At 66.2% G+C, this 24,298-nt stretch carries 27 protein-coding genes; 11 read left to right on the top strand and 16 right to left on the bottom strand.

Annotation, left to right across the window (positions count from 1 at the left end):
• Positions 1–2 precede the first annotated feature (2 nt).
• The 3 genes from GV044_RS18430 to GV044_RS18420 all read right to left on the bottom strand — a co-directional run bounded on the left by GV044_RS18430 (position 3) and on the right by GV044_RS18420 (position 3,270).
• On the bottom strand, positions 3–809 hold the full coding sequence (locus GV044_RS18430) for a sugar phosphate isomerase/epimerase (protein ID WP_159873562.1): 807 nt from the start codon (positions 807–809) through the stop codon (positions 3–5).
• A gap of 149 nt (positions 810–958) precedes the next feature.
• Positions 959–2,140: a sulfotransferase gene (locus GV044_RS18425; RefSeq protein ID WP_159873560.1), complete on the bottom strand. Its 1,182-nt coding sequence runs from the start codon at positions 2,138–2,140 to the stop codon at positions 959–961.
• Positions 2,140–3,270 carry an LLM class flavin-dependent oxidoreductase gene (locus tag GV044_RS18420; protein ID WP_236555087.1) on the bottom strand — a complete coding sequence of 377 codons (1,131 nt, stop codon included), beginning with the start codon at positions 3,268–3,270 and terminating at the stop codon, positions 2,140–2,142. The genes GV044_RS18425 and GV044_RS18420 overlap by 1 nt, the downstream gene beginning before the upstream one ends.
• A 106-nt stretch (positions 3,271–3,376) precedes the next feature.
• Here GV044_RS18420 and GV044_RS18415 point away from each other — a divergent pair, with 106 nt between their 5' ends.
• The 5 genes from GV044_RS18415 (at position 3,377) to GV044_RS18395 (ending at position 7,867) form a co-directional block, all read left to right on the top strand.
• Positions 3,377–4,489: a helix-turn-helix transcriptional regulator gene (locus GV044_RS18415; protein ID WP_159873558.1), complete on the top strand. Its 1,113-nt coding sequence runs from the start codon at positions 3,377–3,379 to the stop codon at positions 4,487–4,489.
• Positions 4,490–4,805: 316 nt separating this feature from the next.
• Positions 4,806–5,558, top strand: coding sequence for an SDR family oxidoreductase (locus tag GV044_RS18410; protein ID WP_159873556.1), 753 nt, complete (start codon positions 4,806–4,808; stop codon positions 5,556–5,558).
• Positions 5,559–5,581: 23 nt separating this feature from the next.
• Positions 5,582–6,391: an SDR family NAD(P)-dependent oxidoreductase gene (locus tag GV044_RS18405; protein ID WP_159873554.1), complete on the top strand. Its 810-nt coding sequence runs from the start codon at positions 5,582–5,584 to the stop codon at positions 6,389–6,391.
• Between the two features lie 174 nt (positions 6,392–6,565).
• Positions 6,566–7,648 carry a DUF1440 domain-containing protein gene (locus GV044_RS18400; RefSeq protein WP_159873552.1) on the top strand — a complete coding sequence of 361 codons (1,083 nt, stop codon included), beginning with the start codon at positions 6,566–6,568 and terminating at the stop codon, positions 7,646–7,648.
• A 39-nt stretch (positions 7,649–7,687) separates the two neighbouring features.
• On the top strand, positions 7,688–7,867 hold the full coding sequence (locus GV044_RS18395) for a hypothetical protein (protein ID WP_159873550.1): 180 nt from the start codon (positions 7,688–7,690) through the stop codon (positions 7,865–7,867).
• Positions 7,868–7,925: 58 nt separating this feature from the next.
• Here GV044_RS18395 and GV044_RS18390 read toward each other — a convergent pair whose 3' ends face one another.
• Both GV044_RS18390 and GV044_RS18385 read right to left on the bottom strand, forming a co-directional pair.
• Positions 7,926–10,346 (bottom strand): PQQ-dependent dehydrogenase, methanol/ethanol family, encoded by a 2,421-nt coding sequence (locus tag GV044_RS18390; protein ID WP_159873548.1) that lies wholly within the window; start codon positions 10,344–10,346, stop codon positions 7,926–7,928.
• A 254-nt stretch (positions 10,347–10,600) separates the two neighbouring features.
• A complete protein-coding gene (locus GV044_RS18385) occupies positions 10,601–10,828 on the bottom strand; it encodes a DUF2171 domain-containing protein (protein ID WP_159873546.1) in 228 nt (75 codons plus the stop codon).
• A gap of 181 nt (positions 10,829–11,009) precedes the next feature.
• Here GV044_RS18385 and GV044_RS18380 point away from each other — a divergent pair, with 181 nt between their 5' ends.
• Both GV044_RS18380 and GV044_RS18375 read left to right on the top strand, forming a co-directional pair.
• The gene (locus GV044_RS18380) at positions 11,010–11,384 is read left to right on the top strand and encodes a DUF4440 domain-containing protein (protein WP_159873544.1); all 375 of its coding nucleotides are present in this window, start codon (positions 11,010–11,012) and stop codon (positions 11,382–11,384) included.
• Between the two features lie 90 nt (positions 11,385–11,474).
• Complete coding sequence (locus GV044_RS18375; protein WP_159873542.1) at positions 11,475–11,861, top strand: PepSY domain-containing protein; 387 nt, start codon at positions 11,475–11,477, stop codon at positions 11,859–11,861.
• A 42-nt stretch (positions 11,862–11,903) separates the two neighbouring features.
• Here GV044_RS18375 and GV044_RS18370 read toward each other — a convergent pair whose 3' ends face one another.
• Positions 11,904–12,491 (bottom strand): DUF2171 domain-containing protein, encoded by a 588-nt coding sequence (locus GV044_RS18370; RefSeq protein WP_159873540.1) that lies wholly within the window; start codon positions 12,489–12,491, stop codon positions 11,904–11,906.
• A 152-nt stretch (positions 12,492–12,643) separates the two neighbouring features.
• Here GV044_RS18370 and GV044_RS18365 point away from each other — a divergent pair, with 152 nt between their 5' ends.
• From GV044_RS18365 to GV044_RS18355, 3 genes are all read left to right on the top strand, one after another.
• Positions 12,644–13,123, top strand: coding sequence for a cupin domain-containing protein (locus tag GV044_RS18365; RefSeq protein ID WP_159873538.1), 480 nt, complete (start codon positions 12,644–12,646; stop codon positions 13,121–13,123).
• Complete coding sequence (locus GV044_RS18360) at positions 13,120–13,857, top strand: glutathione S-transferase family protein (protein WP_159873536.1); 738 nt, start codon at positions 13,120–13,122, stop codon at positions 13,855–13,857. The genes GV044_RS18365 and GV044_RS18360 overlap by 4 nt, the downstream gene beginning before the upstream one ends.
• 274 nt (positions 13,858–14,131) lie before the next feature.
• Positions 14,132–15,184, top strand: a complete 1,053-nt coding sequence (locus tag GV044_RS18355; RefSeq protein WP_159873534.1) for a ribonucleotide-diphosphate reductase subunit beta — start codon at positions 14,132–14,134, stop codon at positions 15,182–15,184.
• Between the two features lie 180 nt (positions 15,185–15,364).
• Here the strand turns inward: GV044_RS18355 and GV044_RS18350 are convergent, their stop codons facing one another.
• From GV044_RS18350 to dksA, 10 genes are all read right to left on the bottom strand, one after another.
• Positions 15,365–15,802 carry a hypothetical protein gene (locus tag GV044_RS18350; protein ID WP_236555086.1) on the bottom strand — a complete coding sequence of 146 codons (438 nt, stop codon included), beginning with the start codon at positions 15,800–15,802 and terminating at the stop codon, positions 15,365–15,367.
• Positions 15,803–15,886: 84 nt separating this feature from the next.
• Positions 15,887–17,797: a glycosyltransferase family 2 protein gene (locus GV044_RS18345; RefSeq protein ID WP_159873532.1), complete on the bottom strand. Its 1,911-nt coding sequence runs from the start codon at positions 17,795–17,797 to the stop codon at positions 15,887–15,889.
• 192 nt (positions 17,798–17,989) lie between these two features.
• Entirely contained in the window at positions 17,990–18,415 is a 426-nt protein-coding gene (locus GV044_RS18340) for a nuclear transport factor 2 family protein (protein WP_159873530.1), read from the bottom strand.
• On the bottom strand, positions 18,412–19,203 hold the full coding sequence (locus tag GV044_RS18335) for an SDR family oxidoreductase (protein WP_159873528.1): 792 nt from the start codon (positions 19,201–19,203) through the stop codon (positions 18,412–18,414). The genes GV044_RS18340 and GV044_RS18335 overlap by 4 nt, the downstream gene beginning before the upstream one ends.
• Before the next feature lie 85 nt (positions 19,204–19,288).
• On the bottom strand, positions 19,289–20,305 hold the full coding sequence (locus tag GV044_RS18330) for an adenosine deaminase (RefSeq protein ID WP_201299159.1): 1,017 nt from the start codon (positions 20,303–20,305) through the stop codon (positions 19,289–19,291).
• A 45-nt stretch (positions 20,306–20,350) separates the two neighbouring features.
• On the bottom strand, positions 20,351–20,569 hold the full coding sequence (locus tag GV044_RS18325) for a hypothetical protein (protein ID WP_159873524.1): 219 nt from the start codon (positions 20,567–20,569) through the stop codon (positions 20,351–20,353).
• 41 nt (positions 20,570–20,610) lie between these two features.
• Positions 20,611–20,994: a DUF4112 domain-containing protein gene (locus tag GV044_RS18320; protein ID WP_159873818.1), complete on the bottom strand. Its 384-nt coding sequence runs from the start codon at positions 20,992–20,994 to the stop codon at positions 20,611–20,613.
• Positions 20,995–21,054: 60 nt separating this feature from the next.
• Positions 21,055–22,629: an ABC transporter substrate-binding protein gene (locus GV044_RS18315; RefSeq protein ID WP_236555085.1), complete on the bottom strand. Its 1,575-nt coding sequence runs from the start codon at positions 22,627–22,629 to the stop codon at positions 21,055–21,057.
• 23 nt (positions 22,630–22,652) lie between these two features.
• Entirely contained in the window at positions 22,653–23,012 is a 360-nt protein-coding gene (locus GV044_RS18310) for a PilZ domain-containing protein (protein ID WP_159873522.1), read from the bottom strand.
• A 130-nt stretch (positions 23,013–23,142) separates the two neighbouring features.
• Positions 23,143–23,601: an RNA polymerase-binding protein DksA gene (gene dksA / locus GV044_RS18305; protein ID WP_159873520.1), complete on the bottom strand. Its 459-nt coding sequence runs from the start codon at positions 23,599–23,601 to the stop codon at positions 23,143–23,145.
• A 295-nt stretch (positions 23,602–23,896) separates the two neighbouring features.
• Here dksA and GV044_RS18300 point away from each other — a divergent pair, with 295 nt between their 5' ends.
• Positions 23,897–24,238 (top strand): hypothetical protein, encoded by a 342-nt coding sequence (locus tag GV044_RS18300; RefSeq protein ID WP_159873518.1) that lies wholly within the window; start codon positions 23,897–23,899, stop codon positions 24,236–24,238.
• Positions 24,239–24,298: the final 60 nt, after the last annotated feature.

The following is a 24,298-nucleotide window of genomic DNA, read 5'->3' as shown; positions in this document are numbered from 1 at the left end:
GGCTATGCTCCCAATCGTGTCAGCAGGTCGGACAAGTAGTGCGCCGCACGCGCGGTAGCGTCTTGCGGACCTTCCGCGGCGATGCGAGGGCCGACCAATTCGAGGTCGAACAGCCCCTGATAGCCTAGATCGAGGATCGTGCCGAGCAGGCGTTCCAGCGGAATGGCGCCGTCGCCAGGCACCGCGCGGCAGGGCGAGACGCGATCGCCCAGCACGTAGTCGCTCACTTGCACGAAGCCAGTCAGCGGCATGGCGCATGCGAGGTTGGCTTCGAGCGCGCCTTCCATCCAGCAGGCGTGCAGTTCGATGCACACGCCGATGCCGGCGATCTCGGCCAGGCGGATGGCATCGGTCAGGGTGTGGGCGAGGTGGATATCGACGTTGAGCGCGGAGGCGTTCTCGACCAGCAGGGTGACGCCGCGCTGCCGGCCGTGCTCGACGCAAGGAGCGATCAGTTCGGCGAAGCGCGTCGCGGCGGCTTCCCAGGAGAGCGAGCCCCGTCCGCCAGAGATGAGATAAATGCGGTCTGCGCCGAGGTGGGCAGCCGCATCGATCGCGGCGGTTAGGTGTTGGGCGGCCTCGCCGTGGTCGCGCGGCAGGTCGGGGTGGACGGCAAAGACGTGGTTCAGCGCAGTGGCGCAGGTGCCGGTGTCGGCGAGGATCTGCGCGATGGCTGGCACCCCGAGCGAGAGCAGCGGGCCAGTGGCGAGAGTGAGCTTGCGCACACCAAGGCTTGCGGCGTGCTCGGCAAAGGCGCGGGTGCCCTCGGCAAGAAAGGCGACTTCGTGGAGGCTGACGCGCGGGTGCACTTATGTCCTCCCCAAGACGGGGAGGGGGACCGCCAGCGAAGTTGGTGGTGGAGGGGACTCTCGCCATCCCCGGAGGTCACGTGAGGACGCGAGTCCCCTCCACCACCCTTCGGGCGGTTCCCCTCTCCCTCCCCCTCTCGGGGAAGACATCACCGCCGCACCTCGATCGGCACGCCGAAGCGCTCGCGGAAGGGGCGGAACTCGTCGTTCAGCGCGTCGATGTCGTAGCCGGCATCCACCAGCACTTGCGTCGAGTAGTGGAACTTGCCGTGCCGATCGCCCTTGTTGTTGGCCAGATAGTCGCGCATCGCCGCTTCGGCCTGGGGCGTGAACTCACGACCGGCGAACTCGTAATAGCCCCGAACGGTGCTGACCGGATCGCGCACGAAGTCATGGTAGAGCACGTGGTGGATGCGCGGATTGTCCACTAGGGGATCGCTCATGGTGACCTTGTTAGACATGCGCACCCGCTCCAGGTGCATCTTCGCTTCCTTGACCAGGTCGATCGGGCCGACGATCCCTTCCATGATGTCGGACATCATCATCGTCGAGCTGGCCGCCACCATGACGGGATCGCGGTGTAGCCAGACCAGCGTCGCGTCTGGGTAGGCGTCAAAGAACGCCTGTAGACGCATGGTGTGAAAGCCCTTGAGCACCCAATGCTTCTTGCGTCGCCGATACTGGAACGCCTGGAGCATCGCCTTATGGATGCGGTACTGCGCCACCGGTTCGCTCGGCAGCCCGAGCGAGAGGTTCTGCATTGGCACCCGCCACCAGCCGGTCGGCGTCATGACGCGGAAGTCGAAGCCCCAGGTGCGCTCATCCTCGGGCAGGCCATCGCCCAGCATGTCGTTGTAGGGGTGGCTGTGGAGCCACTTGGCCATCTTGGTGTTGATCTCGACCCACTCGGCGTCGGATTGCGCGCGGCGCGGATCGGTGCCGGTCACCGTGCCTGGCGGAGGTGAGGGATGCATGACCTCCCAGAAGCGCAGCGCCCGCGCATCGGGATCGACGCTCATCAGCGCGTGCATCAAGGTGGTGCCCGAGCGCGGCTCACCGGTGGCGAACATCGGCCGCTCGATCACTTCGTCGGCGAGCGGGTAGTCCTTGCGGTCCTGGAAGAAGTTGAGCCGGTCGGTGAGCAGCCAGTGGATGTTCTCGGAAGCCGCCTCCCGCCCGGCTTCATCCATCGGGATCGTGTTGATGTGCGCAACTGCCAAGCCGAAGCGCTCGGGGAAGGTCTCGTCCGCCCAGTCGGACAGGCCGGTCTCCGCCTCGGCTCGCGCCAGCAGCGCCTCGGCATCGAGTTGCCCATCGGCCACCGTCGCCATCACGCCGGCACCAGCTTCTGGATCTCGTCCTCGGTCTCGCGCACTTTGGCGGCCGAGTTGGCGCTGAAGCGCAGGCCGCCCATGCCGCCGTACTCCATCAGCTTGTAGACGCGCACGCCGGCATCGATGAAGCCCTTGATCTTGGCGGCGACTTGCTTGGGTGTGCCGACCGGGAAGATGTCGCGGATCATTTGCGTATCCAGGTCCTCGCAAAACTGGATCATCCGCTCACGGGTGAGCACGTGCGGGTCGAAGTCCATGATGCCGTGCCAGTCCGGGCCCATCGGGTGCTCGTAGCCGAACTGCGCCACGTCCTTCGCATTCAGCATGGCGATGATCGACTTCACCATCGGCTGGCGCAGCATCTCGTCGATCTCGTCGTCCTCGCCAATCAGGCAGATCTGCGTGAGCGCCGGGGTAAAATGGCTCATGTCGCGCCCCACCGCGTCGCCTGCGTCGAGGATCACCTTGAGCTTGGCGGCGAAATCCTCGGGCGTGTAGGAGCCGGCCGGCCACCAGCCGTCCGCCTCGCGCCCGGTGATGCCCAGCATGCGCGGGCCCGCCGCGCCGGTCCAGATCTCGGGTGCTTTGCCCTCGTAGAGTTCGGTGTCGAGCCGGGCGTGCTCCAGCTTGTAGAACTCGCCCTCGAAGTCGACCGGGCCGTTCGAGTGCCACAGCAGCTTGATGACCTTGATCGACTCCTCGAAGCGGCTGACCGGCTTCCTGAAGTCGAAGCCATAAGGCACCGTGTTCTCCAGCTCGCCCGAGCCAAGGCCGAGGATGAAGCGGCCCTTGGAGAGGTGACTGATCGTCAACGCCGACTGCGCCAGCAGAGAGGGATGCCGGCGTACGGTGTCGATCACGGTCGTGGCGAGCGGGGTGTTCGTGGTCAGTACCGCGGCGGCGGCGGTCACTGCCATGCCGTCCAGGTGGCGGTGTGGGCTGGGGCTGATCGTGGCCAGCTCGGTGAACTCGGGCGTCCAGATCGAGTCCGGCCAGAAGCTGACCATATGGTCTGGCAACCAGATCGAATGGTAGCGACCCGAGTCGTACTCGCCCACCATGTCTATCCCGAGCGGCAGCGTGGTGCGCAGGAAAGCGGCGGGCTGGACGGGCATGTCCAAGGGCATGGGCGGCATCCTCTCCAGCATTTGTACCTCTTCACGGGCACGATTGTCTGCGCCGCGGTTGTGGGCTAGGCCCCGGGGAACGAGAATTCCCATTTGGGGATAGAACATGCTTTCCGGAGAGGACGCCGCCGCCCTTGTCGAGCCGCTGATCGCGGGCGTGGTCGAGCGTCCGCCGTGGACGGTGTTCCTCCAGCAGCTGAAGGCACGCACGGCAGCAGACTATGCCAGCCTGGTGTTTCGCCCGCTGCCGTTCGGCACGCCCGAGGCGCGGGTGATCCACCTCTATGCGGGCGAACCGTCACCGCCGCCCGTCTCCCGCCGCTATCGCGAGGAGCTCTATCGCCGTGATCCGATGCCTTACCATGACATGGTCGAGGGCCGATCGTATCCGCTGCCAGAGCTGCTCCAGTTCGACGATCCGGCGCATCGCGATTACCTCGACCAGCTGCTCGAGCCCAGTGGCATGAACCACATGCGCATGATCCGGGTCGCCGAGCCGGGTGGGGTCAGCGGTTGGATCACCATTTCCCGCCACACCGGTGATTTCCCGCCAGAGGTCGACGGGCTGCTGCAGGACCTGGCGCCCTTCCTGCGCGCGGCGATGCGCGCGCACGTCGCGCTGGAGCGCGAGCGCATGGTGGCGGCCGTCGCCACCGAAGCGATCCGGCGCATGAACTTTGGCTGGGTCACGCTCGATGCCGAAGGGCGCATCCTCGATGCCGACTACAGCGCGGCCGAACTGCTCGCCGCCAGCGCAACGTTGGCACGGGGCAAGGACGGGCGCCTCACCGCCAAAGGCGCGGAGTTGCGCAAGGAGATCGTGGCGGCCGTCGCCGACTTGCTGGGCAACCCGCAGGCCCGCCCGCGCGCGATCGTCCTCAGCCGCGAGCCGTGGCTCGACCTGCTGCTGGTCGCCTCGGCGCAACGCATGGGGACGATGCAGGCCGCGCCCGCGATCGTCGCCTACGTGCATGCCGACAACTGGTCCTCGGCCGATCGTTGCGACCAGCTCGGTCAGCTGTTCGATTTGGCGCCGAGCGAGGCACGGTTGGCGCTGGCCCTCAGCCGGGGGATGTCGATTACCGAGGCGGCGGGCGAACTGGGGCTGACGGTCGAGTCGGCCCGCACCTATTCCAAGCGGATCTACGCCAAGACGGGCGCTCGGGGGCAGGCGGACTTGGTGCGCTTCATCCACCGCAGCGTGCTGGCGATTGCGTAATGGTATACAGGTTTCGGTAGGCGATGGAGTGGCGGTTGGGCAAAGGCCAGCTGGCTGGCTTCGACAAGCTCAGCTCCGGCGGTGTTCGGATGAACGTCGTGGCTAATGCACAAGATGCAAACGCACGCTGGCTCAACGCTGCCTAGGCTGAGCCTATCGAGGCCTGCCAGGCTCCGTTTGCGACTTAGCCGAAGGTGACCGCCTACCCGCTGAACACCTGTTCAGCATTGACAGCGATCATCGGTCAGGCCATCGATTGGATACTTTATAGAGGCCGCCGATCGGCGGACCCGAAACGGAGAGGATGCCACCACCTATGTCGAAGCTGCTCGAAGGCAAAGTCGCGCTCGTCACCGGCGCCAGCTCCGGGATCGGCGAGGCGACTGCGCTGTGCCTGGCCGAGGCAGGGGCGACCGTCGCGATGTCCGCGCGCCGGGCCGAGCGGCTGGCCGGGCTGGTCGAGCAGATCGAGGCGCTGGGCGGCAAGGCCTTGGCGATCCCGGGTGACATGGCGGTTGAGGCCGATGCCCGCAACGCCATCGCGCAGACGGTGGCGGCGTTCGGGCGCATCGACATCCTGATCAACTCGGCCGGCGTGATGCAGGCGGGCGGCATCGAGAACTGCGACACCGAGACCTACCGCCAGGTAATTGACATCAACCTGATGGGCACGGTCTACACCAGCGCCGAGGCGGTGCCGCACATGCTGGCGCAGGGTATCGGCGACATTGTCACGATTTCCTCGCTTGCGGGGCGCAAGGGCGGGCCGATGACCAGCGCCTACTCGGCCAGCAAGCATGCCGTGAACATGATGACCGACGGCATGCGCCAAGAACTGGGCGGCAAGAACATCCGCGTCGCCACGCTGATGCCCGGCGCCACCGAGACCGAAGTCGCCGGCGGCATCAAGGACCCGAACTGGCGCACGGCGATCGCCGCGCACGTCAGCAAGGAAGGGGCGGTCAAGCCGCGCGACATTGGTGAGACCATCGTCTTCATGATGGCCATGCCGCGCCGGACCAACATCTCGGAGATTTCGGTCCGTCCCACGATCGATACGTCGGCTTAGAAACGCAACAAGGGAGAAGACCAATGGCCGGAAGGCTGGAAGGCAAAGTCGCCGTGATCACCGGCGCAGGTTCTGGCATGGGCAAGGCAATGGCGCAGCTGTTCAGCGCGCACGGTGCGAAGCTGGTGCTCGCCGATATCTCAGGCAAGCAGGACGAGGTCGCCGCCGCTGTCGGCAACGGCGCGGTGGGCATCCGCTGCGACGTCTCGAACGAGGCGGACGTCCAGGCGATGATCGCCAAGGCCGAAGAGACGTTCGGCAAGCTCGACGTGCTGTGCAACAACGCCGGCTTCGGCGGCCCGATGGCGCCGCTGGCCGACCAAACCGTCGAGATCTGGGACAAGGTCCATGCAACCAACATCCGCGGCGCGTTCTTGGGCATGAAGTACGGCATTCTCTCAATGCTCAAGACCGGCGGCGGCTCGATCGTGAACACCACTTCGGCCTCTGGCGTGGTCGGGTGGAAGCACCATAGCGTCTACGGCGCGGCCAAGGCCGGCGTGAACCAGCTGACCAAGACCGCCGCGCTCGACTATTCGGACAAGAACATCCGCGTGAACGCCATCGCGCCCGGCACGATGTGGACCGGCCTGGTGGAGGCATCCAAGACCCACGACCGCCCGCCTGCCGACTTCCCGACGCTCGCCGGCATTCCGATGGGCCGCTGGGGCCTGGCACAGGACATCGCCAATGCCGCGCTGTTCTTCGCCAGTGACGAGTCCGCCTATGTCACCGGCACGATCCTGCCCGTGGATGGCGGCTACTCGATCGGTTTCTCCGGCATGGGCGCCGAGCGTCCCGGCATCGTCAGCGTGAACACCGACGGGACTTGAACGTGCGATCGGAGCGTTGCGGATCTGCGGCGCTCCGACGTATCAAGTCTCAAGAACGAGCCAGTCACGCGCTTGCCCTTATGGCCTGTGCGGCGATCCGCGGGAACTCGCCGCTGTTCCCGAACGCTCCTCTCCTGAATGCCCCTCCGGCATAACAGGACAGGACGACTGCGCATGCTTCTTGAGACCAGCACCGGCGAGACCCTCACGCAACCGCGGCCGGCGGTCGATACGGCCGTGGAGATCGCCGATGGCGCCGCGGCGGGCGCGCTTGCCGGACTGGCGGGGGCTGCGGTCATGGAAGTGTTCCAGACCTATTCCGCCGCTCTGTTCCAGCCCTCGGGATCGAAGCCGCCGGCAACCGAGCAGGCTGCGCTCAGCGCGGCGCGTCTTGCAGGTGCGGCGCGGCTCCGGCGGGCGGACCGCCAAGCGGGCGGGCAGGCCGTCCATTACGTCACCGGCACGCTCGCGGGTGCGGCTTACGGCGCGCTTGCCGAAACGGCGCCGGGCGTGACGCGCTGGCGCGGCCTGGCGTTCGGTCTTGCCTGCGCCACCTTGATCGACCAGATCGCCGTGCCGCTCGCCGGCTTCGCGCGCCAGCCGCTGCGCTATACCTTGCGCACGCACCTCTATGGCCTGGCCTCGCATGCGGTATTCGGCCTCGTTACCGAAGCCGTCCGCAAGGGCCTACGTCGTCGTCCGCCTATCGCCGTGCTCGACAGCAAGGGCGAACGCTCTGGCGTGACGATGGAGGACGTGTCGGTCCCGCTGTTCCTCGGCCTTGCCAACGGCCAGCGCACCTTCACTCCGCCGGCCGCGGTGACGGTCGCCGCCGCCAGCAGTGGGCTCGGCCTAGCAGGCACGCCGCTCTCGTTCCTGGCTTCCAAGTGGACCGGCGCGATCATGAGCGCGGCGGCGATCGGCGAGTACATCGCCGACAAGCAGCCCGGCATCCCGGCGCGCATCGCCCCCTCGGCGCTGGCCGGGCGTGCCATCGGTGGCGCCTTGTCGGGCGCGGCGGCGGCTCGACCCGGACGTGCCTTGCTGGCGGCCGGCATCGGCGCGGCCGGTGCGCTGGCGGGCGCCTACATCAGCTACAAGGCCCGGGCGGCCTTGGCCAAGGCGATCGGTCGCGATGCGCCGGTGGCCTTTGCCGAGGACGCGTTGTCGCTGCTCGGTTCGGCGGCGCTGGCCGGCTATGCCGCCCTACGTGAGAACCAGCGACAGACCCGCCAGGACCTGCCGATCGCAGCATAACGCCTTGATTGTTCAGGGCCCGTCCGCGATGTTGCGGGGATGGGAACCCTGGTCGCCATTCTGTCGCAGCTGTTCTGGGGAGTCACCATCGGTGCGCTCACCGGCACGGTTGGTGCGATTGCCAAGCTGCTGCTGATGGCGGGCGGCGTATTCGGAAGCGGGTTCGCGGTGTTCCACTGGCGCAAGGTCCGCGATCGCCTGGCGTTCTGGCGCCGCTGAAACGTTCATTGTGTGGTTGGCCCTCTCCCCAATTGGGGAGAGGGCCAGTTTGGTCTATTTAGCGCGTGCCGCTTACCGGGAAGGTGCCGAACGGGCCATTGGTGTTCTCGCCGGTCAGTTCGCCGTCCTTCACCGTCACGTCGTACTCGATGGTGATCGGCATCGGCATGCTGGCCTTGCCCTTGAACTTGGCGCGGCCGTTGGCGAAGGCGCCGGCGACATCGACCGAGCCTTGCTCCGCCGTCACCTTGCCGGTCACGACGTTGCCTTGCACCTTCAGGTCCATCACCGCCTTTTGAGGACCCACGGGTGACTGAATCACGATGTTCCACTTCCCCGCGAAGTCCTGTGGCTTGGCGTTGCTGGCCTTGGCGGCCTTCAGCCGGTCCATGTAGGCCTTCTGCTCGCCCGGGGCCTGCTGCGCGCGGGTGCGCAGGTAGAAGCGCAAGTCCTCCAGCTCCGTGTCGGTGAACTGCGGGAAGGGCGGCATGCCGTTGAGCTTCAACCCGCCTTCCTTGACGATCGTGCGGAAGGTCGCCGCGTCGGTGATCGCCGGCGAGTAGCGTAAGTCGGGCGCCGCGCCGCCGCCGACCGCGTTCCAGCCGTGGCAGACGAGGCAGGCGCGGCCCGCGAACAGCATGAAGCCGACCTGGGTGCGCTTGGGATCGGGCTTGTAGTCCGGATCCGCCGGCGGCGTCAGCACCGGCGGCGTGAACGCCGGGAGCGAGTCCGTGCCGCCGATCGCGAACGTCAGCACGTGGCGGGGGAAGCGATAGTCGGTGCGGTACGCCTGGTTCCCCAGCGTCTGCATGCCCGCGCCCTGGCCACCGGCACCGGTGATCACCGTGACGTACTGCTTGCCGTTCACCCGATAGGAGATCGGCGCGCCGACGATGGGGCTCTGCGCCTTGTAGGACCACAGCTCCTTGCCGGTCCTGGCATCGCGGGCGACGAACTTGCCATCGATCTGGCCCTGGAAGACCAGCCCTCCGGCCGTCGCCATGACACCGCCCGGCCAGGTGCCCGGCAGCTCGACCTTCCAGGCCTCGCTCTGCGTTGCCGGGTTCCAGGCTTTGAGGTAGCTCTTGTGCCCGCCGGGCAGCTCGACCTCGGGGATCATGGTCACGCCCATGCCGGCCGCTAGTTCACCGCCGCCTTTCTGGCCTTCGCCGATCAGGGCGGGCAGCTCCTGCACAGGGATGTAGACGAGGCCGGTCTGCGGGCTGTAGGCCTGCGGCATCCACGAGTGCGCGCCGGTCGGCCCAGGCCACAGCTCGAACAAGCCGGGCTTGCCGTTGTAGCGGATGCCGGGGTTCTCGACCGGGCGGCCGGTCTTCTTGTCGATGTGGTCGGCCCAGGTCACCTTGGCGATCTTTTCGGCCGAGATGAATTGGCCGGTGGCCCGGTCGATGACGTAGAAGAACCCGTTCTTGGGCGCCTGCATCAGGACCTTGCGGTCCTTGCCATCGATCTTGATCGCGGCGAGCGTCATGTCTGTAGTGGCGGTGCAGTCCCACTGCTCGGCGGGGCACAGCTGGTAGTGCCACTTGTATGCGCCGGTGTTCACGTCGACCGCAACGATCGAGGAGAGGAACAGGTTGTCGCCGCCACCCGGACTGCGCAGCGTCTGGTTGTAGGGATAGCCGTTGCCGATGCCGAGATAGACCAGGTGCAGCTCAGGGTCGTAGCTGAACGCGTTCCAGGCCGAACCGCCGCCGCCGCGCTGGGTGCCGTCCGGGTTCTTCCATCCACTCGGCCAGGTTTTGCGCATGATCTCTTCGGCGTGGGCGTTGATCGGGGTCACCTCGTCGCCGGGCGTGGTGTAGAAGCGCCAGGCGCGCTTACCGGTGGCTGCGTCGTACGCGGTGACGAAGCCGCGCGCCGGGCTGATATCGGCGCCGCCGTAGCCGACGATCACCTTGCCGCCGTACACGCGCGGCGCACCGTTCGAGTTGCGCGGGGCCTGGTCGGGGTAGTCGTAAACCTTCCAGGCTTCCTTGCCGGTCTTCGCGTCCAGCGCCACGACGTACCCGTCGGTGGTGACCAGGAACACCTTGCCGGCATCGTAGGCGATGCCCTTGCTGCCCCATGACATCTGCAGCGCCGACTTGGCGCGCTCGCGCGTCCCGCCATCGTACTCCCACAGCGGCTTGCCGGTGACCGCATCGAAGGCGCGGATATGCGAATGCCCGGTGGTGATGAAGACCTTGCCCTCCGCCATCAGCGGGGTCGAGGCGGAGAACCCGGGCTCCAGATCGTAGTGCCAGGCAAGCTTCAGGTCGCTAACGTTGTCGGTCGTGATCTCGTCGACGGGGCTGTAGTGCGTCTCCAACCCGTTGCGGCCCCAGCTGGGCCACTCATCCGGATCGGCGACCATGGCGGTCTCGATCGTCTGCGCGGGCTTGTTGCACGATGCCGTGCCCAGCACCGGCAGCAAGCACGCCAGCGTGATCCAGACCTTGCGTGTGACCCCACCCATCTTCACCGTCCCTGAGACTCTTACTCGTGGACTGATCGGTAAAGACGCGCACGCTCAAGGCAAGAAATTTACGCGCCTTTGTGTATCATATCGCTCCTGCAGCAATAACATAGTTGACGGACAATGGCCGCGAGCGAGCGAATGCGAAAACCCCGGCATCCGTGAGGATACCGGGGCCATCGCGCGGCGGCAGGGAGGGGGAGGAACCGCCGCGAGGAAACTCGGTGACGTCTACAGAGGAACGATCCGGTGGCTCAGGCCGAACCGACACCCAGGGGGATGGGGGTGCCCTGCTTAAGGTAGATACGATTGTCGTCGATCCGATCGACCTGATCGATCGCGATGAAGTGATGTGCGCTGTCGGCACTATCCGTCTTGGTCAGCTTGATCCGGTCGTCCACGACTTCGTCGACGATCCCGACGTGCTGACCGGCATTGTCTGCCACTTCCATGTGCTCTTTGATGCGGAGTTTCTCGAACATCGCTGGAACTCCTTTTCGTTGTTGCCAACTACATCGGAAGAACGGTTCGGCTCACCCACCCGTTCCATGGGCTTGCCGCATCTGCGAAACGCTTGGCGGCATGGCCTCCGGGGCAGGGAACCGTTTGCCACACGCGGCACGTTCTGTCCGGACGCACCAACCTCGCACGCGGAGAGACCCCATGGAAGACGAACGGATCTGGCGTTACGAAAAGGAGCTGTGGACCGGCGGCGACGAGGTCTACAGCGAACGGGTCAGCGACGATTGCTTGATGGCGCTGCCGGCAGAGCCATACGTCTTTGGCGGAGAGCAGGCGACCAAGGCAGTTCAGGACACACCCAAGTGGGACGAGGTAGAGTTCCTCGACACGCAGGTCAGTCGTCCGCAGGAGGGCCTGATCGTGATCGCCTATCGCGTCCAGGCCAAGCGCGCGGAGAAGAGCTATCACGCCGTGTGCACCAGCACCTTGCGCCGCCTTGCCCATGAGGAATGGGACGTGGTGCAGCACCAGCAGACACCCTTGGGCGTGATCGTCGCCGACCCGGCTGACGCGTGATCGATTACCAATTGCGACAACAGGACGATTGAAACAGAGCTGCGGTGCTGCTTGTTAGCCGTCGACATCGGCAACGAGGACCCATGACGAATGCGCAAGTGGCACCGCTGGCTCTCTGTTTTCTTCGGCATCTTCCTGATCTGGATCGCGGTGACCGGGGTGCTCAGCCAGGTCGCGGTGCTGTGGCCTTCGTCTGCTCCGGCAGCGGAGGCAGCAGCTGCCACGCCGCCACCCGGTTTCACCTGCCCCGAACGCTGGCACTGCATGCCGCCGCGGCCGAATGGCGGCATGCGCGGGCTTGTCGGCACGTTCCACCACTTGCATTCGGGCGAAAGCTTCGGCCCGCTCGGCACCGCGATCTCGGTGCTGTCGGGCCTCGCCTTGCTGTTCTTCGCGTTCTCGGGCCTGTGGCTCTACATCCAGATGTGGCGTAATCGCCGCTCGCGGGCCCTGAGGCCTCGCTGGTTCTGGCGCTGAGGCGAAGCGCCCGCCGATCCATATGGACGGCGGGCGGCTCCGTCAGTTCTGCGCGGCGAGGCCGAACGAAGCGTCGCCTCGGCCCGCCAGCAGCACGCGATTGCCGTCGATCCCGTCGATCAGGCTGACTGGCAGGAAGGCCACGCCATCGTCGTGCGGATCGCTGGAGGCGAGGCGCATGCGCTCGCCATCGACGCTCGAGACCAGGCCGATCGTGTGGCCATAGCTGTCGACCACCGTCATGCCTTCGTAGAGCGTGCCTGCGGCAGTGGCAAAGGACTGGCCTTCCTGCGCGACGTCGGCTGCGCTGTCGCTCTGCTCGGTCGGACGGGCGAGGCCGCCTTGCGCGTCCTCGGGCTGCGCGAAAGGATCGCCCGGCCTTTCGGTTGGCTCGAAGGCGCCCAGGGTCGACTGCGCCTCGGAGAAGTAGGGATGCTCCATCGCCTCCGGACCATCCGGATCGGCCACTTGCGCCGGCCGCTTCTGCGCCGGCTGATCGTCACCCGGTCCCTCGTAGGGCGAAGTGGCGTCCGGTTTTTCGGGACGGGAGAGTGACGCATCCTGCGCATTGCCGCTGGATCGGTCCTGCGATGAAGACGAAAACTGGGATTGCCTTTGCTGCTGCGTCACGGGAATACTCCACTCGTGAGGGCGCCGCGCCTTGTGCGGCTCTTGCGAAACAAATGTCCGGCGCATGCGCACGGTTCCCCCGACGGCGGCTCCATTGTGTGCGGCGCCGGTCGGTCGAGCGGCTTGCGACCGGAAGGGAAGAGGGCGGAACGATGGCGCAACAGCCGAACACGTCAGGGTGTCGAAGGATCGTTGCGGGGCTGGACGCGGAGGGGCGCAGCGCGATCGTCGCAGACGGCTTCGTTGCCGCACTGGGCCTCGGCAACATGCAGATCACCCAGCTATGGTCCGGAGCGCTTGGCGCGAAGGCGGACAGCCATGCGCCGCTCGAAAACACGACTGCGCCGTTCCGCTTCGAGCAGATGGCCGATCCGGCTTATTCGATGATGGTGGCCGAGTACGGTCCGGGGCTGGGCCGCGACGATCCCGGCATTCACTTTACCGATACAGCCGATCACTTCTACGTGATCGAGGGCGACGTCGTGCTGGTGCTGCAGACGGGCGAGGTGGTCCTGCGGGCCGGTGACGTGGGCGTCGTGCGCGGCGTGGTCCATGGCTGGCGCAACGACACGGAGGCGACCGCGCGCGTCATCACCTTCGTCCTGCCGGCGACACCGGCGGTGGCGTCATGAGCGAAACTCTCGTCCTGCACGGCATGGGCAGCCCCAACGTGATCAAGGTGGTGATCATGCTGGAGGAGCTCGATCTCGCCTACGAGCTGCGGCACGTCGCGGTGTTCGCGCAGGAGCAGTTCGACCCGGCGTTCCTGGCGCTCAGTCCGCTAGGCAAAGTCCCGGTGCTGGAGGACCCGCGGCTGGGCATGCCGCTGGCCGAGTCGGGCGCAATCCTGCACTGGCTGGCGGAGCGCGAGGGGCGGTTCTTGCCCGAGCAGCAGCCCGCGCGTGCCGAAGTCATGCAGTGGCTGATGATCCAGATGGCCAATGTCGGTCCGATGCTGGGCCAGTTCACCCACTTCAATCTCGTCCCGCCGGGCAGCGAGCCTTATGCACACGGCCGCTACGGCGCGATCGCGGCCAAGCTCTATCGCGATCTCGACGATCGGCTTGCGCGCCAGGAGTGGCTGGCGGGTGGGCAGTACTCGATCGTGGACATCGCCACGCAGCCCTGGACCTACTACCTCGAACGCCACGGCTTCGACACACGCGAACACCCGCATCTGTTGGAGTGGCGCGAGCGGATTGCGGCTCGCCCTGCCGTGCAGCGCGCCAACGAGCGTGCCGACGCCGCTTTCACCGACGTCGCGACGCTCAGCCGCAAGGCCGCGAGCGGGGCCGACCTCGATCGATTCTTCAATCGTACCGATCAGGTGCCGAAAAAAGACTTCTCGATCGTCAGGAACATGTGACGAACATCCATGCTGGTGCGACTCGCGGGGGAAGGCCGAGCGCAAGTGCCTGCGTGATGTTCGCGAAGGTTCTTGAGGCACAATCTCTAGGGTATGTCATAGCCCCGGCACGCTAAATGTGCTGCCGACGCGCCTGTGGACAAGCCGCGAGTGCCCTCCGGACCCCCTCCCAATTTGCTCCGAAATGCTTATCTCTAGGCAAACGCCGCGGTGATGCACCGCCGGCCGCGTGACAGCGCCTTCACGCCGCCTATCGTTTTCCGGAGTACCCGCGATGCCCCTTCTCGAAGCCCGCAAGACCTACAAGCCCTTCGAGTATCCTTGGGCCTACGACATGTGGAAGCGCCAGCAGCAGATCCACTGGATGCCCGAGGAAGTGCCGCTGGGTGAGGATTGCCGAGACTGGGCGCAGAAGATCTCGGACCATGAGCGCAACCTGCTCACGCAGATCTTCCGCTTCTTCACGCAGGCCGATGTCGAGGTGCAGGACTGCTACCACGAGAAGTACGCGCGCGTCTTCAAGCCGACCGAGATCAAGATGATGCTCGCCGCCTTCTCCAACATGGAGACGGTGCACATCGCCGCCTACAGCCACCTGCTCGACACCATCGGTATGCCCGAGAGCGAGTATGGCATGTTCCTGGAATACGAGGAGCTGAAGGCCAAGCACGACTACCTGCACACCTTCGGCGTCGATACCGATGAGGACATCGCGCGGACGCTCGCCATGTTCGGCGGCTTCACGGAAGGCCTGCAGTTGTTCGCCAGCTTCGCGATGCTGATGAACTTCCCGCGCTTCAACAAGATGAAGGGCATGGGCCAGATCGTCAGCTGGTCGGTCCGCGACGAGAGCCTCCATTGCGAAGGCATTACCAAGCTGTTCCACACATTCACCAAGGAGCGCGGCTGCCTAACCAAGGCGGTGAAGGAAGACATCATCGACTGCTGCCAGAAGACCGTGCGGCTGGAGGATGCCTTCATCGACCTCGCGTTCGAGCAGGGTCCGGTGCCCGGCATGAGCGCCAAGGAGATCAAGCGCTACATCCGCTACATCGCCGATTGGCGCCTGGGCCAGCTGGGCCTGCCCGAGATCTACATGATCGAGGACCACCCGCTGCCCTGGCTGCAGCCGCTGCTCAACGGCGTCGAGCATGCCAACTTCTTCGAGACGCGCGCAACCGAGTATTCCAAGGGCGCGACCCGCGGCAACTGGCAAGACGTCTGGAGCAACTTCGATTCGCGCCGTCAGGCTCGCCGCGGCGACGAAGCCAACGATGCGGTCGAGATGGTCCCCGGCCTGTTCGGCGAAAGCGTCGCAGCGGAGTAATGCTACCTGTCCTCTCCCCGCCGGGGAGAGGATACGAAGGCTTGGTGCTGGAAGCGCCTAGCCGAAGTTGGAGAGGGCTCTCTGCCCTCTCGACGGATCAAGCCCTCTCCCAGCTACGCTACCGCCCTTCGGTAAGCTGCGCTACCTCTCCCCGGCGGGGAGAGGAGCAGGGAGACAGTCTCAATGCAGGCGAGCGGAGGCGTCGCTTTGCAGCGGGGCGTCTGGCTTGGCTGCGACGGCTTCGGCCAGCAGAGCCGCAATGTGCGCCGCCAGCAACGCCAGCGCCGGTGTTGCCGCCTCGGCGGTAATGTCGTCGCCATCGTCAAGCTGGACCGAGGCCAGGCATGTTCCCGTGCTCCCGCGCGAGACGAGGAACCCGCGCTGTCCTAATACGGCCATCGCCGCACTTTCGTACGCCTCGCAGGCGAGCATGGCCTGCACCGTAGTGCGGCGATCGCCAAGTCCGAGCAGTTCCATAGCCTCGCGCAGGCGATCACCCTGATGGGTGGCCTCGCTGCCGATGCAATCATGCAGCAGATCGCGCAACGAGGCAGTCACGGTCTTGGCAGCGCACATCGGGACTTTCTCGTGCTCGGCAGCGGATCGCACAGGCTTCACGCAAGTCGCCGGCGGGCGTCAATCCGCGAAGCTACGCGTCCGTGAGCTCCGTCCCGAACCGCGACGGTCCTGCAGCGCCCCGGCTCAGGCGGACGGCTGGGATACCAGCACCGGCGCCGCCGCGATCTGCACCGCCTGCCGCCGGGCATGGCGCAGCGCCAGCCAGGCGACGAACGGCGCGCAGAAGAACCGCAGCGCCAGCGAGGCGAGCGCCAGCGCCGAGAGCGCCGCGAAGTTCGTGCCGACCCTGTCCGATGCGGCCAGGGTCAGAGCCGCCGACGCGCTGAGCACCAGCGCAATCAGCGTCTCTGGCAGCGAATCGGCCAGGATCGAGCCTTTGCCGGACTCGAGCGCGAACTTGGGCGTGCGGCGCCAGGCGAGCGGCTTGTTCGACAGACCGGCCAAGCCAGCCTGCAACACCGTGTAGGTCAGCGCATTGCGCGCGACTTCGCCCAGGATCATGTCGCTGACACGGGTGGTGCCGGTCAGCTTGTAACGATGCCAGATGCCCACCAGCCAAGCGAGCGTGCCGATCCCGGTGAGCACCCAGGCGGCGTCGGGCACCAGGAACGGCTCCATCACGCCGGCCATCAGCGCCGCGACGAGCGCCAGGAAGCCGAGCAGACCGCCGATCATCGCGAACAGCACGCGCAGCGGCGCCATGCAGCGCAGCACCTCGAGCAGCTTGGTCCAGCCCGGCAGCGGCTTGGCCCAAGGCGAGGGCAGGAACAGGCGCCAGTGGCGCAGCAGCTGCTGCACGGGCCCTGCGGTCCACCGGAAGCGCTGCTTCTTGTAGTCCGAGAACGTCTCGGGGATCAGTCCGCGGCCGAAGGTCTCGCCGATGTAGAGGCCGGAATAGCCGATCGCGCGCAGGCGGACGGAGATCTCCGAATCCTCGGTCAGGCACCACTCGGCCCAGCCACCGGCTTCACGGATCGCTTGCGCGCGCAGGATGCACATCGTGCCGATGGTGAAGGCGCCGCCGTATTCGCTAACGCCCACCATATCGACCTTGTTGCTGGGCATGTATTCCCAGTAGCAACCCGTCAGGTAGGCGCTGCCCTCATATTCTCGGTAATCGTGCGGCGTCTGCACATAGCCCACGCGCGGATTGCGGAAGAAGGGCAGCAGGCGCGCCAGGAAGTCCGGCGTGGCGAGGTAATCGGCGTCGATAACGGCGACGAACTCGGCGTCCGGATGCATCACGTCGAGCAGCCAGTTGAGCGCACCGGCCTTGGCGCCGGGCAGCGGCGAGACGTGAAAAAAGCGGAAGATCTCCTTCCCGGCGCGCTCATTCAGGTGCGCGCAGTAGGCTTCCAGCGGGCGCCACAGCGCCTCGTCCTTGGTGTTGTTGTCACAGACCAGCACTTCGAAGTCGTGGTGATCCAGCGCGGCGAGGTGGTCCATCGTCGCCATGACGATCTCGGGCGGCTCGGCATAGCAGGGCAGTTGGATCGAGACCTTCTGGTCGCGCGGACCCGGCGCTCCATGCGGTGCGTCAATCGGCGTGCGCCAGGATTCATGCGTCAGCACCGCGTCCCGAGCGATCCGCTCGGCAAAGGTGAGCGCGAAGAAGACAGCGCCGAAAAGCAGGCCCGCGCCCGCCAGCATCAGCGTGTTGTCGGGCAGTCCTGCTTCGCGCAGGAACAGCGCCGACCAGACGAAGCCGAACCAGAAGGTCAGCACTTCAGTGGTGAGCAGGATGACACCCGGCACGTTGAGCCGCGGCACAAGCCGGGCGACCGGGATCGCGGCGACCAGGAAGATGGCGACCACCGGCATCAGGTTCCAGACATCGCCGCCCATTCCGACCGTGATGGCGCTTGCCAACAGTGCGCCGAAGACCACGCTGCCGATCAGCACCTGTCCCTCGTGCGAGGCGATGCGCTGATAACGCAAAGGCGCCACGACCGCGCGCGAGACCATCAACGACGCGAGCAGGCCCATGATGGCCAGGAAATACATCGACGGATCGAGCGCAGCTCGAGTCAGCATCAGCACGTCAAATCGCTCCGATCAGCCGAGTACGGCGCAGGCTTTCGAGGCTTGGGGATCTGCCCCCAGGTCTTCAACTTACGCCGCAAGCGCACGGGTTCTCCGCTGCATATGCGAATGCGGCCAGTCGAAGGGCTACGCGGGGTAAAGCGAAGGGGGTGGCTTAGGTTCCCGGCGGGAACAATCCGGCGATCACCGGAAAACCGTAAAAATCCTTGCGGAAAAGTACCAGGATCCATCCAGCCGCACGAAGCTATCGGCATATTCGCCAAGCACTTGGTGCGTCGTACCGGGGATCGGACCGACCATGACGCTGCTCGCATGTGCGTCATTTCCGTTCAATTTGATGATCAGATTGTGGATCATCGGCACCGGGTGAGGGCGCCCCTTGCCCTGAAGCAGATACGCGACGAGCGCTGGCGGATCGTCGAAACGTTGCATGGTCGATGCATCGTCGCGGTCCGGCGCGCCCTCGCGGACCTCGAACGTACCGGCGGGAGCGAAGAGGGCGGCGACATCCTCGGGCCGGTCGCGCCGGATCGCGAGGGCATAGGCGTGTACGAGCCCTGCGATCGCCGCCTCGGACTCTAGTCGGTCGAGTCTGAGCTCTAAGTTCATGGCGCCGACGACAGGGCGCGAGCCTCGCACGCCTCACGCAAGGCGTCCATGCGCCGGGCGATCGGTGGCCAGGCATCACCATGGGTGATCACGTAAAGCTCGTCCCGCTCGATCGCGGCGGCGACCATCTCGCCCACGTGATCGGGCGTGACCGTAGAGGGCGGCATCGCCGCGCCATACCGGGCGATCTCGCCGCCGGCTCGTACCGTGTTCTCGGCCAAGTTGGTCTGGACATAGCCGGGGCAAAGCAGGCTGACGCCAACCCCGTGCGGCTGCAGTTCCAAGCGCAAGCTCTCGGTCAGCGCCGTTACGCCGAACTTGGCGACGGCGTAGGCGCCCACTCCCTTGACGCTGGCCGTCAGCCCGGCGAGCGACGAGGTGTTGACGATGTGCCCACGGCCGCGCGCCTTCATGTCGCCGGCAAAGGCGAACACGCCGTTGACGATGCCGACCAAGTTGATCGCCAGGATGCGGTCGAAGCTTTCCGGGTCCATGTCAGTGAAGCTGCGTCCGTTGGGTGCGATGCCGGCATTGTTGACCAGGACGTCGACGGGTCCGCGCGCCGCCTCGACCTCGCGCTTGACCGTCTGCCATGCGTCACGGTCCCGCGTGTCGAGCACCACGGCGCTCAGCGCTGCATCCTCGCTGCAGGCCTGCGCGAGGGCATCCTCGTTGATGTCGGCGATGGTGACCGCGATCCCGCGGCGGACCATGGATCGTGCGATACCCAGGCCGATGCCGCTGGCTCCTCCGGTAACGAAGGCGTGTCGTGCGCTGTTCAGATCCATGATGTGCTGCCTCTCCCGCGCCGTTCGGCGTCTCGGTGCGCAGAGTGCAGGAACCCGTGCGCGCTCGCAATCGCGCCGGCGGTGATTAGACTTGCCGGGCGAGAAATCCGTCGAGCGTGGCAAGGTGCGCGTCGATCGCCTCGGGCGGCAGGAACGCGCCGGTGAAGCTGTTGCGCGCCAGCGTGGCGAGCGCCGCGTGATCGAGGCCGCGCGCTTTGGCAACCGCCCGGTAGTTGTCGGCTACGTAGCCGCCGAAGTAGGCGGGATCGTCGGAGTTCAGCGTGGCCTTCAGCCCGGCCGCGAGCATCCGATCGATGGGATGGTCGGCCAGGTCATCGACGACGCAGAGCTTCAGGTTGGACAGGGGGCATACGGTCAGCGTCATGCCGTCGGCGTGCAGGCGCTCGACAAGCGCGGCGTCCTCGAATGCACGATTGCCGTGGTCGATGCGATCGGTGCCGACCACGTCGAGCGCTTCCCAGACGTAAGCTGGCGGGCCTTCCTCGCCGGCATGCGCGGTGATCTTCAGCCCCTTGGCGCGGGCGGCGGCGAAGACGCGCGAGAACTTGGCGGGTGGATGGCCGAGCTCGGACGAATCGAGCCCGACGGCGGTGACGTGCGCCAGCCACGGTTCCGCCTCGGCCAGGGTGGCGAACGCCGCGTCTTCGCTCAGGTGGCGCAGGAAGCACAGGATCAGGCGCGTGGTCATACCGTGGCGGGCTTGCGCCTCGGCCATGGCGGAGAGCAGGCCTTCGATCACGGTGCCAAAGGCGATGCCCCGCTCGGTGTGGGTCTGCGGATCGAACATGATCTCGGCATGGATCACCCCGTCCGCCGCAGCGCGCTCGAAGTAGGCGGCGGCCAGATCGTGGAAGTCGGCCTGGGTCTGCAGCACGGCGGCGCCGGCGTAGTAGATGTCGAGGAAGTCCTGCAGGTTCGAAAAGGCGTATGCGGCGCGCACCTCCTCGACCGAGCCGTAGGGGATGGTGATGCCGTTGCGCTCGGCGAGCGCGAACATCAGCTCGGGTTCCAGGCTGCCCTCGATGTGCAGGTGCAGCTCGGCCTTGGGCAGGGCAGTGATGAACTGGTCGAGATCGGCGATCATGGTCGGCTCCGGGCGCATCGGCTCGAGATGGAGGAGAGTGCGTCAGGGCGCATCGGGCGCGGCGGCGTCGCTGGCGGGCGCCGTTGCCGGCCAGCGGGTGTTCGACGGCGCCAGCAGATCGGGTGGCGGCCGGCGTGCTTCGATCATCTGCGCGGCTTCGTCCAGCGCGCGCGCCTCACCCACCGTGACACCGCCGGGACCCGGCGCATTGTCCGCCTTTTGACAACCGGTTAGCGCCAGCGCGGCGATGACGAGCAGCATTCTCACGCCCGCACCATAGCGTGCCGGCGGACGTGCGAAAGCTATTGTTCGATGATGCGCGTGTGCGGGTGATGCTTGTCGAGGTGGCGCCGGATCATCTTGAGATTGCGGCTGTTCGACCGGAACACGAAGTCGAACAGATCGCCCGCGACGGGGATCGCACCCACCGCGGTGTCGAAGCCGACGTTGGCCAGCATGCGGGCGAGCTTGAACTTGGAGATGCCCAGGTTGCGCGCCTCCCAAACCAGGTAGAGGCCCAGCGCTGCCGAAACGACGTCGCCCGCGACGGGCACGAGGCCGACAATGGCATCGAGACCCACCGGCTGGCCCGCAACCGAAAAGCTGCGCTCCAGCACCTTTTCCAGCGCTTCGATGCGCTGGCGCACCGCTGCAGGGTCGCTGCCGAGCGGCAGGTCCAGGCCCATGCGCCGTGCTGTTCCGGTCTCGACCAAGTCGCGGTTACCCTCGTTGCTCTTGCTGCCATGTCATTTGGGCAACCAGGCAAGCGGCATCAAGGGGTGCCAGGCGTAGGCGTTCGGCGCGAAGCCCGCCACGTTGCCACGCACCAGCGACCAGCGGATCGGCGTGCCGAAGGGGATGAACAGGTTCGCCTGGGTCAGCCGCGCCTCGGCCTCGCCCAGCACCGCGGAGCGCTGCGAGGCATCCACGACGCGTGCCGCCTGCGCGACGATGGCGTCGACTTCGGGATCGCAGAGCCCGCGGCGGGCCGCGCACGAAAGGCGGTTCAGGAACCAGCGCGCGCGGGGAAAGCGCGCGACATCGTCAACGAGCCGCAAGTCCGCTGCCGCGAAAGAGGTCGCGCGCTCACTGGTCACGCCGATGGTGCCAAAGTCGTTGGCGATACGCTGGAACAGGATGTCCGAGCCTGGTCCCGCCGGCAGCCAGATCGACACCTTGGCAGTGCGCGCGGTGCCGCCCTCTGCATCTTGCAGCCATTCTCGGACGCGCGCGGCGGCGGCGGAGCGGCGTTCCTCGATCGGCTGATCGGTCCAGCGTTCGCCATTGGTCTGCAGGTCGCCCTCGAGACCGGGCGAGACCAGGCGAGTGGAGGGCGTCCAACCGCTAAGCCCGAAGGGTGCGATCAGGCCCGGGCGGTCGAGTGCCAAGGCCAGTGCCTCGCGGTTGCGCGGATCGCCGAGAAACCCTTGGCCACGTGCCACCTGAAGGCCGAACAGGCCGATCACCGGATCCAGCTGGATCGTGCCGCGCAGGATCCCGACCGAACTGGTGAGCGGGAAATCCTGGATGCGCCCGCCGAGCACCAGGTCGACCTCGCCTTCGTTGAAGCGCTCGACCGCCTTTGCTGCGGGCAATTCGGTCAATGCCAGCTGGCGGACGCGACGATCCCAGTTCGGCACTTCGGGTAGGCCCAGCCGCGAAGGCTGGATCGGGGTAAAGCGGGCGAGCTTCCCCTGACGCTCCACCGTCATTGGCCCATCGCCCTGCTTGTCGCGCAGCAGACCGAGTTCAGGCTGGGCCATCAGCTGCAGGAAGTACGGCATCGGCCGGAACAGCCGGATCTCGATCACGCGGCCAGCCATTACCCGGATCTCGTCGATCGTGGCGAGATCGAGTTCGAGTGGCATCCCGCGCTGCGCACGGATGGCGGCATCGAGCGCGGCCTTGGCGGACTTGGCGGTCAGCGGCTCGCCATTGCGCCACTCACCGTCACGCAAGCGGAAGATGTAGCTTTGTCCGTCGTCGGTTACGATCCAGCGGTCGGCAAGCGCCGGAACGACACGGCCCTGCTCGTCGAACGAGACGAGGCCCTCGGCGACTGCCGACCGCGTAAGCTGGCGCGCCAGCGGGCGATCGATGCCCGATTGCAGATGGTCCTCGGCGCCGGCGATCACGGCGATCGCGAACTGCGAGCCGTTCTTGGAGCCACATCCGGGCAACACTGCCAGCGTGGCACCAAGGACGGACAGCGCCGCAAGACGCAGGCTCGAGAGGGCAGGCACGTGTCGCGGGGCGAGCATGCCCTTGGGCCTAGTCGATTTCACGCAGCCGGCAAAGGCGGCCATCGGCGCCTCGGACACGATCGCCTAGGCTAGACCTTGGGCTAGACCTTGCGGACCTGGCCGGGTGTCGCGGGCTGGTGGTTGCGGGTGAAGCGCGGGGCCGAATCGCCTTCGGAGCTCGGCTTAATGCGGGCCAGGCGCGGATCAATGGGTTCGAGGAAGGCGACGCCGAAGCGGCTTTCCTGAACCCAGGCGACCGAGCCCTTGACCCAGCCGATGCTGCGCAGGTTCACTTCGACGAGGTCGCCGCGCAGCACGCGCGCGTCGCCTTCGCCCATCATGCCGCCTTCGGACAAGTTGCGCACCTTGACGCGGTACTCGCTGGCGCCGCCTTCGACACGCAGTTCGGCCATGAGAAACAGGCTGTCGCGCGCGATCTGCCTATTTTCGCTTCCGTCCATGGGCTCCATCCCGAATGCGTCTCGGGCATCTCGAGTTCGACGCGGCGTCACCACACTGGAGCGCCGTCGCCTGCGATCCTAACGCACAAGCGCAAAAAAACGTTTAACCGCTTGTTGTCGAAACGGCGGCTCAGTCGTCGCGCGAGACCTTTTCGCGGCGCTCGTGCGCTTGCTGCGCTTCGACCGTCATCGTCGCGATCGGGCGGGCGATGAGGCGGCCGAGGCCGATCGGCTCGCCGGTGACTTCGCAATAGCCGTATTCGCCTTCCTCGATCCGGCGCAGGGCGGAATCGATCTTGGCGATCAGCTTGCGCTGGCGGTCGCGCGTGCGCAGCTCGATGCCCCAATCGGTCTCGCTGGAAGCGCGATCGTTGAGATCGGGCTCCCGGATGGGGCCGTCCTGCAGCTGCTGCAGGGTTCCGGCCGATGCGTGGAGGATCAGCCGCTTCCAAGCCATCAGCAGCTTGCGGAAATAATCCTGCTGCGCTTCGGACATGTAGGCTTCGTCGTCGGAGGGCACGTAAGCGCCGCCGATCTCGCGTTTCGCCTTGGCCAGTACGTCGATTTCGTCTGCTAGGGCCGTCGCCATGTGATGAACTCCGCAAGGTTCTCATCCCGGAACGGCGACGCCCTGCAACCCCGGTTTTGGCCGGTGGTCCCCCGCATCCCAGGTTGAGCGCGCCTATAATTGGGGGTGTTAACGCACACAAGCGTTGATGCGCAGGGTGTACGAAAATGCACCTGTTTGCGGATGCATCGTTCGCACGGCGAGAATGTCCCACAGATTAATTTATCGCGTTAACCGTTTGTTGAGCATGCGAAGGCAGAGTCTGCCTAGGACCGGAGGGCCGAGTGGTCGCGCCCGCGGATCGGGGTACAGTTCCATGAGCATCGCCTGGATTAACCAAGACCTGATCGCGGGGGCCACCCCCGCCAATGCCCGCGACATCGAGGACGCGCTTGTCGCGACCTGCCTGGCCTCGGCTGCGCAAGGGGATGTCAGCGCCTACTATGACCTTGGCGTCGCTTTCTCGACCGGCAGCCACGGCGTCGATTGCGACCTGATCGAGGCGCACAAGTGGTTCAACCTCGCCGCCGTCGCCGGCCACGAGGAAGCCGCCATGTGCCGCGCCGACATCGCCGACGAGATGACCGCCCGCGAGATTGCCGAAGCGCAGCGCCGCGCGCGCGAGTGGCTGGCAAGCACGACCCGCAAGGCGGCGTGAGCATTTCGACTTGGATCCTCCCCTGCAAGGGGAGGGGACCGCTCGCAAAGCGAGTGGTGG

The sequence above is a fragment of the Novosphingobium sp. 9U genome (assembly GCF_902506425.1).
GTDB lineage: Bacteria > Pseudomonadota > Alphaproteobacteria > Sphingomonadales > Sphingomonadaceae > Novosphingobium.
This window is presented reverse-complemented; position numbering and strand designations above follow the sequence as displayed.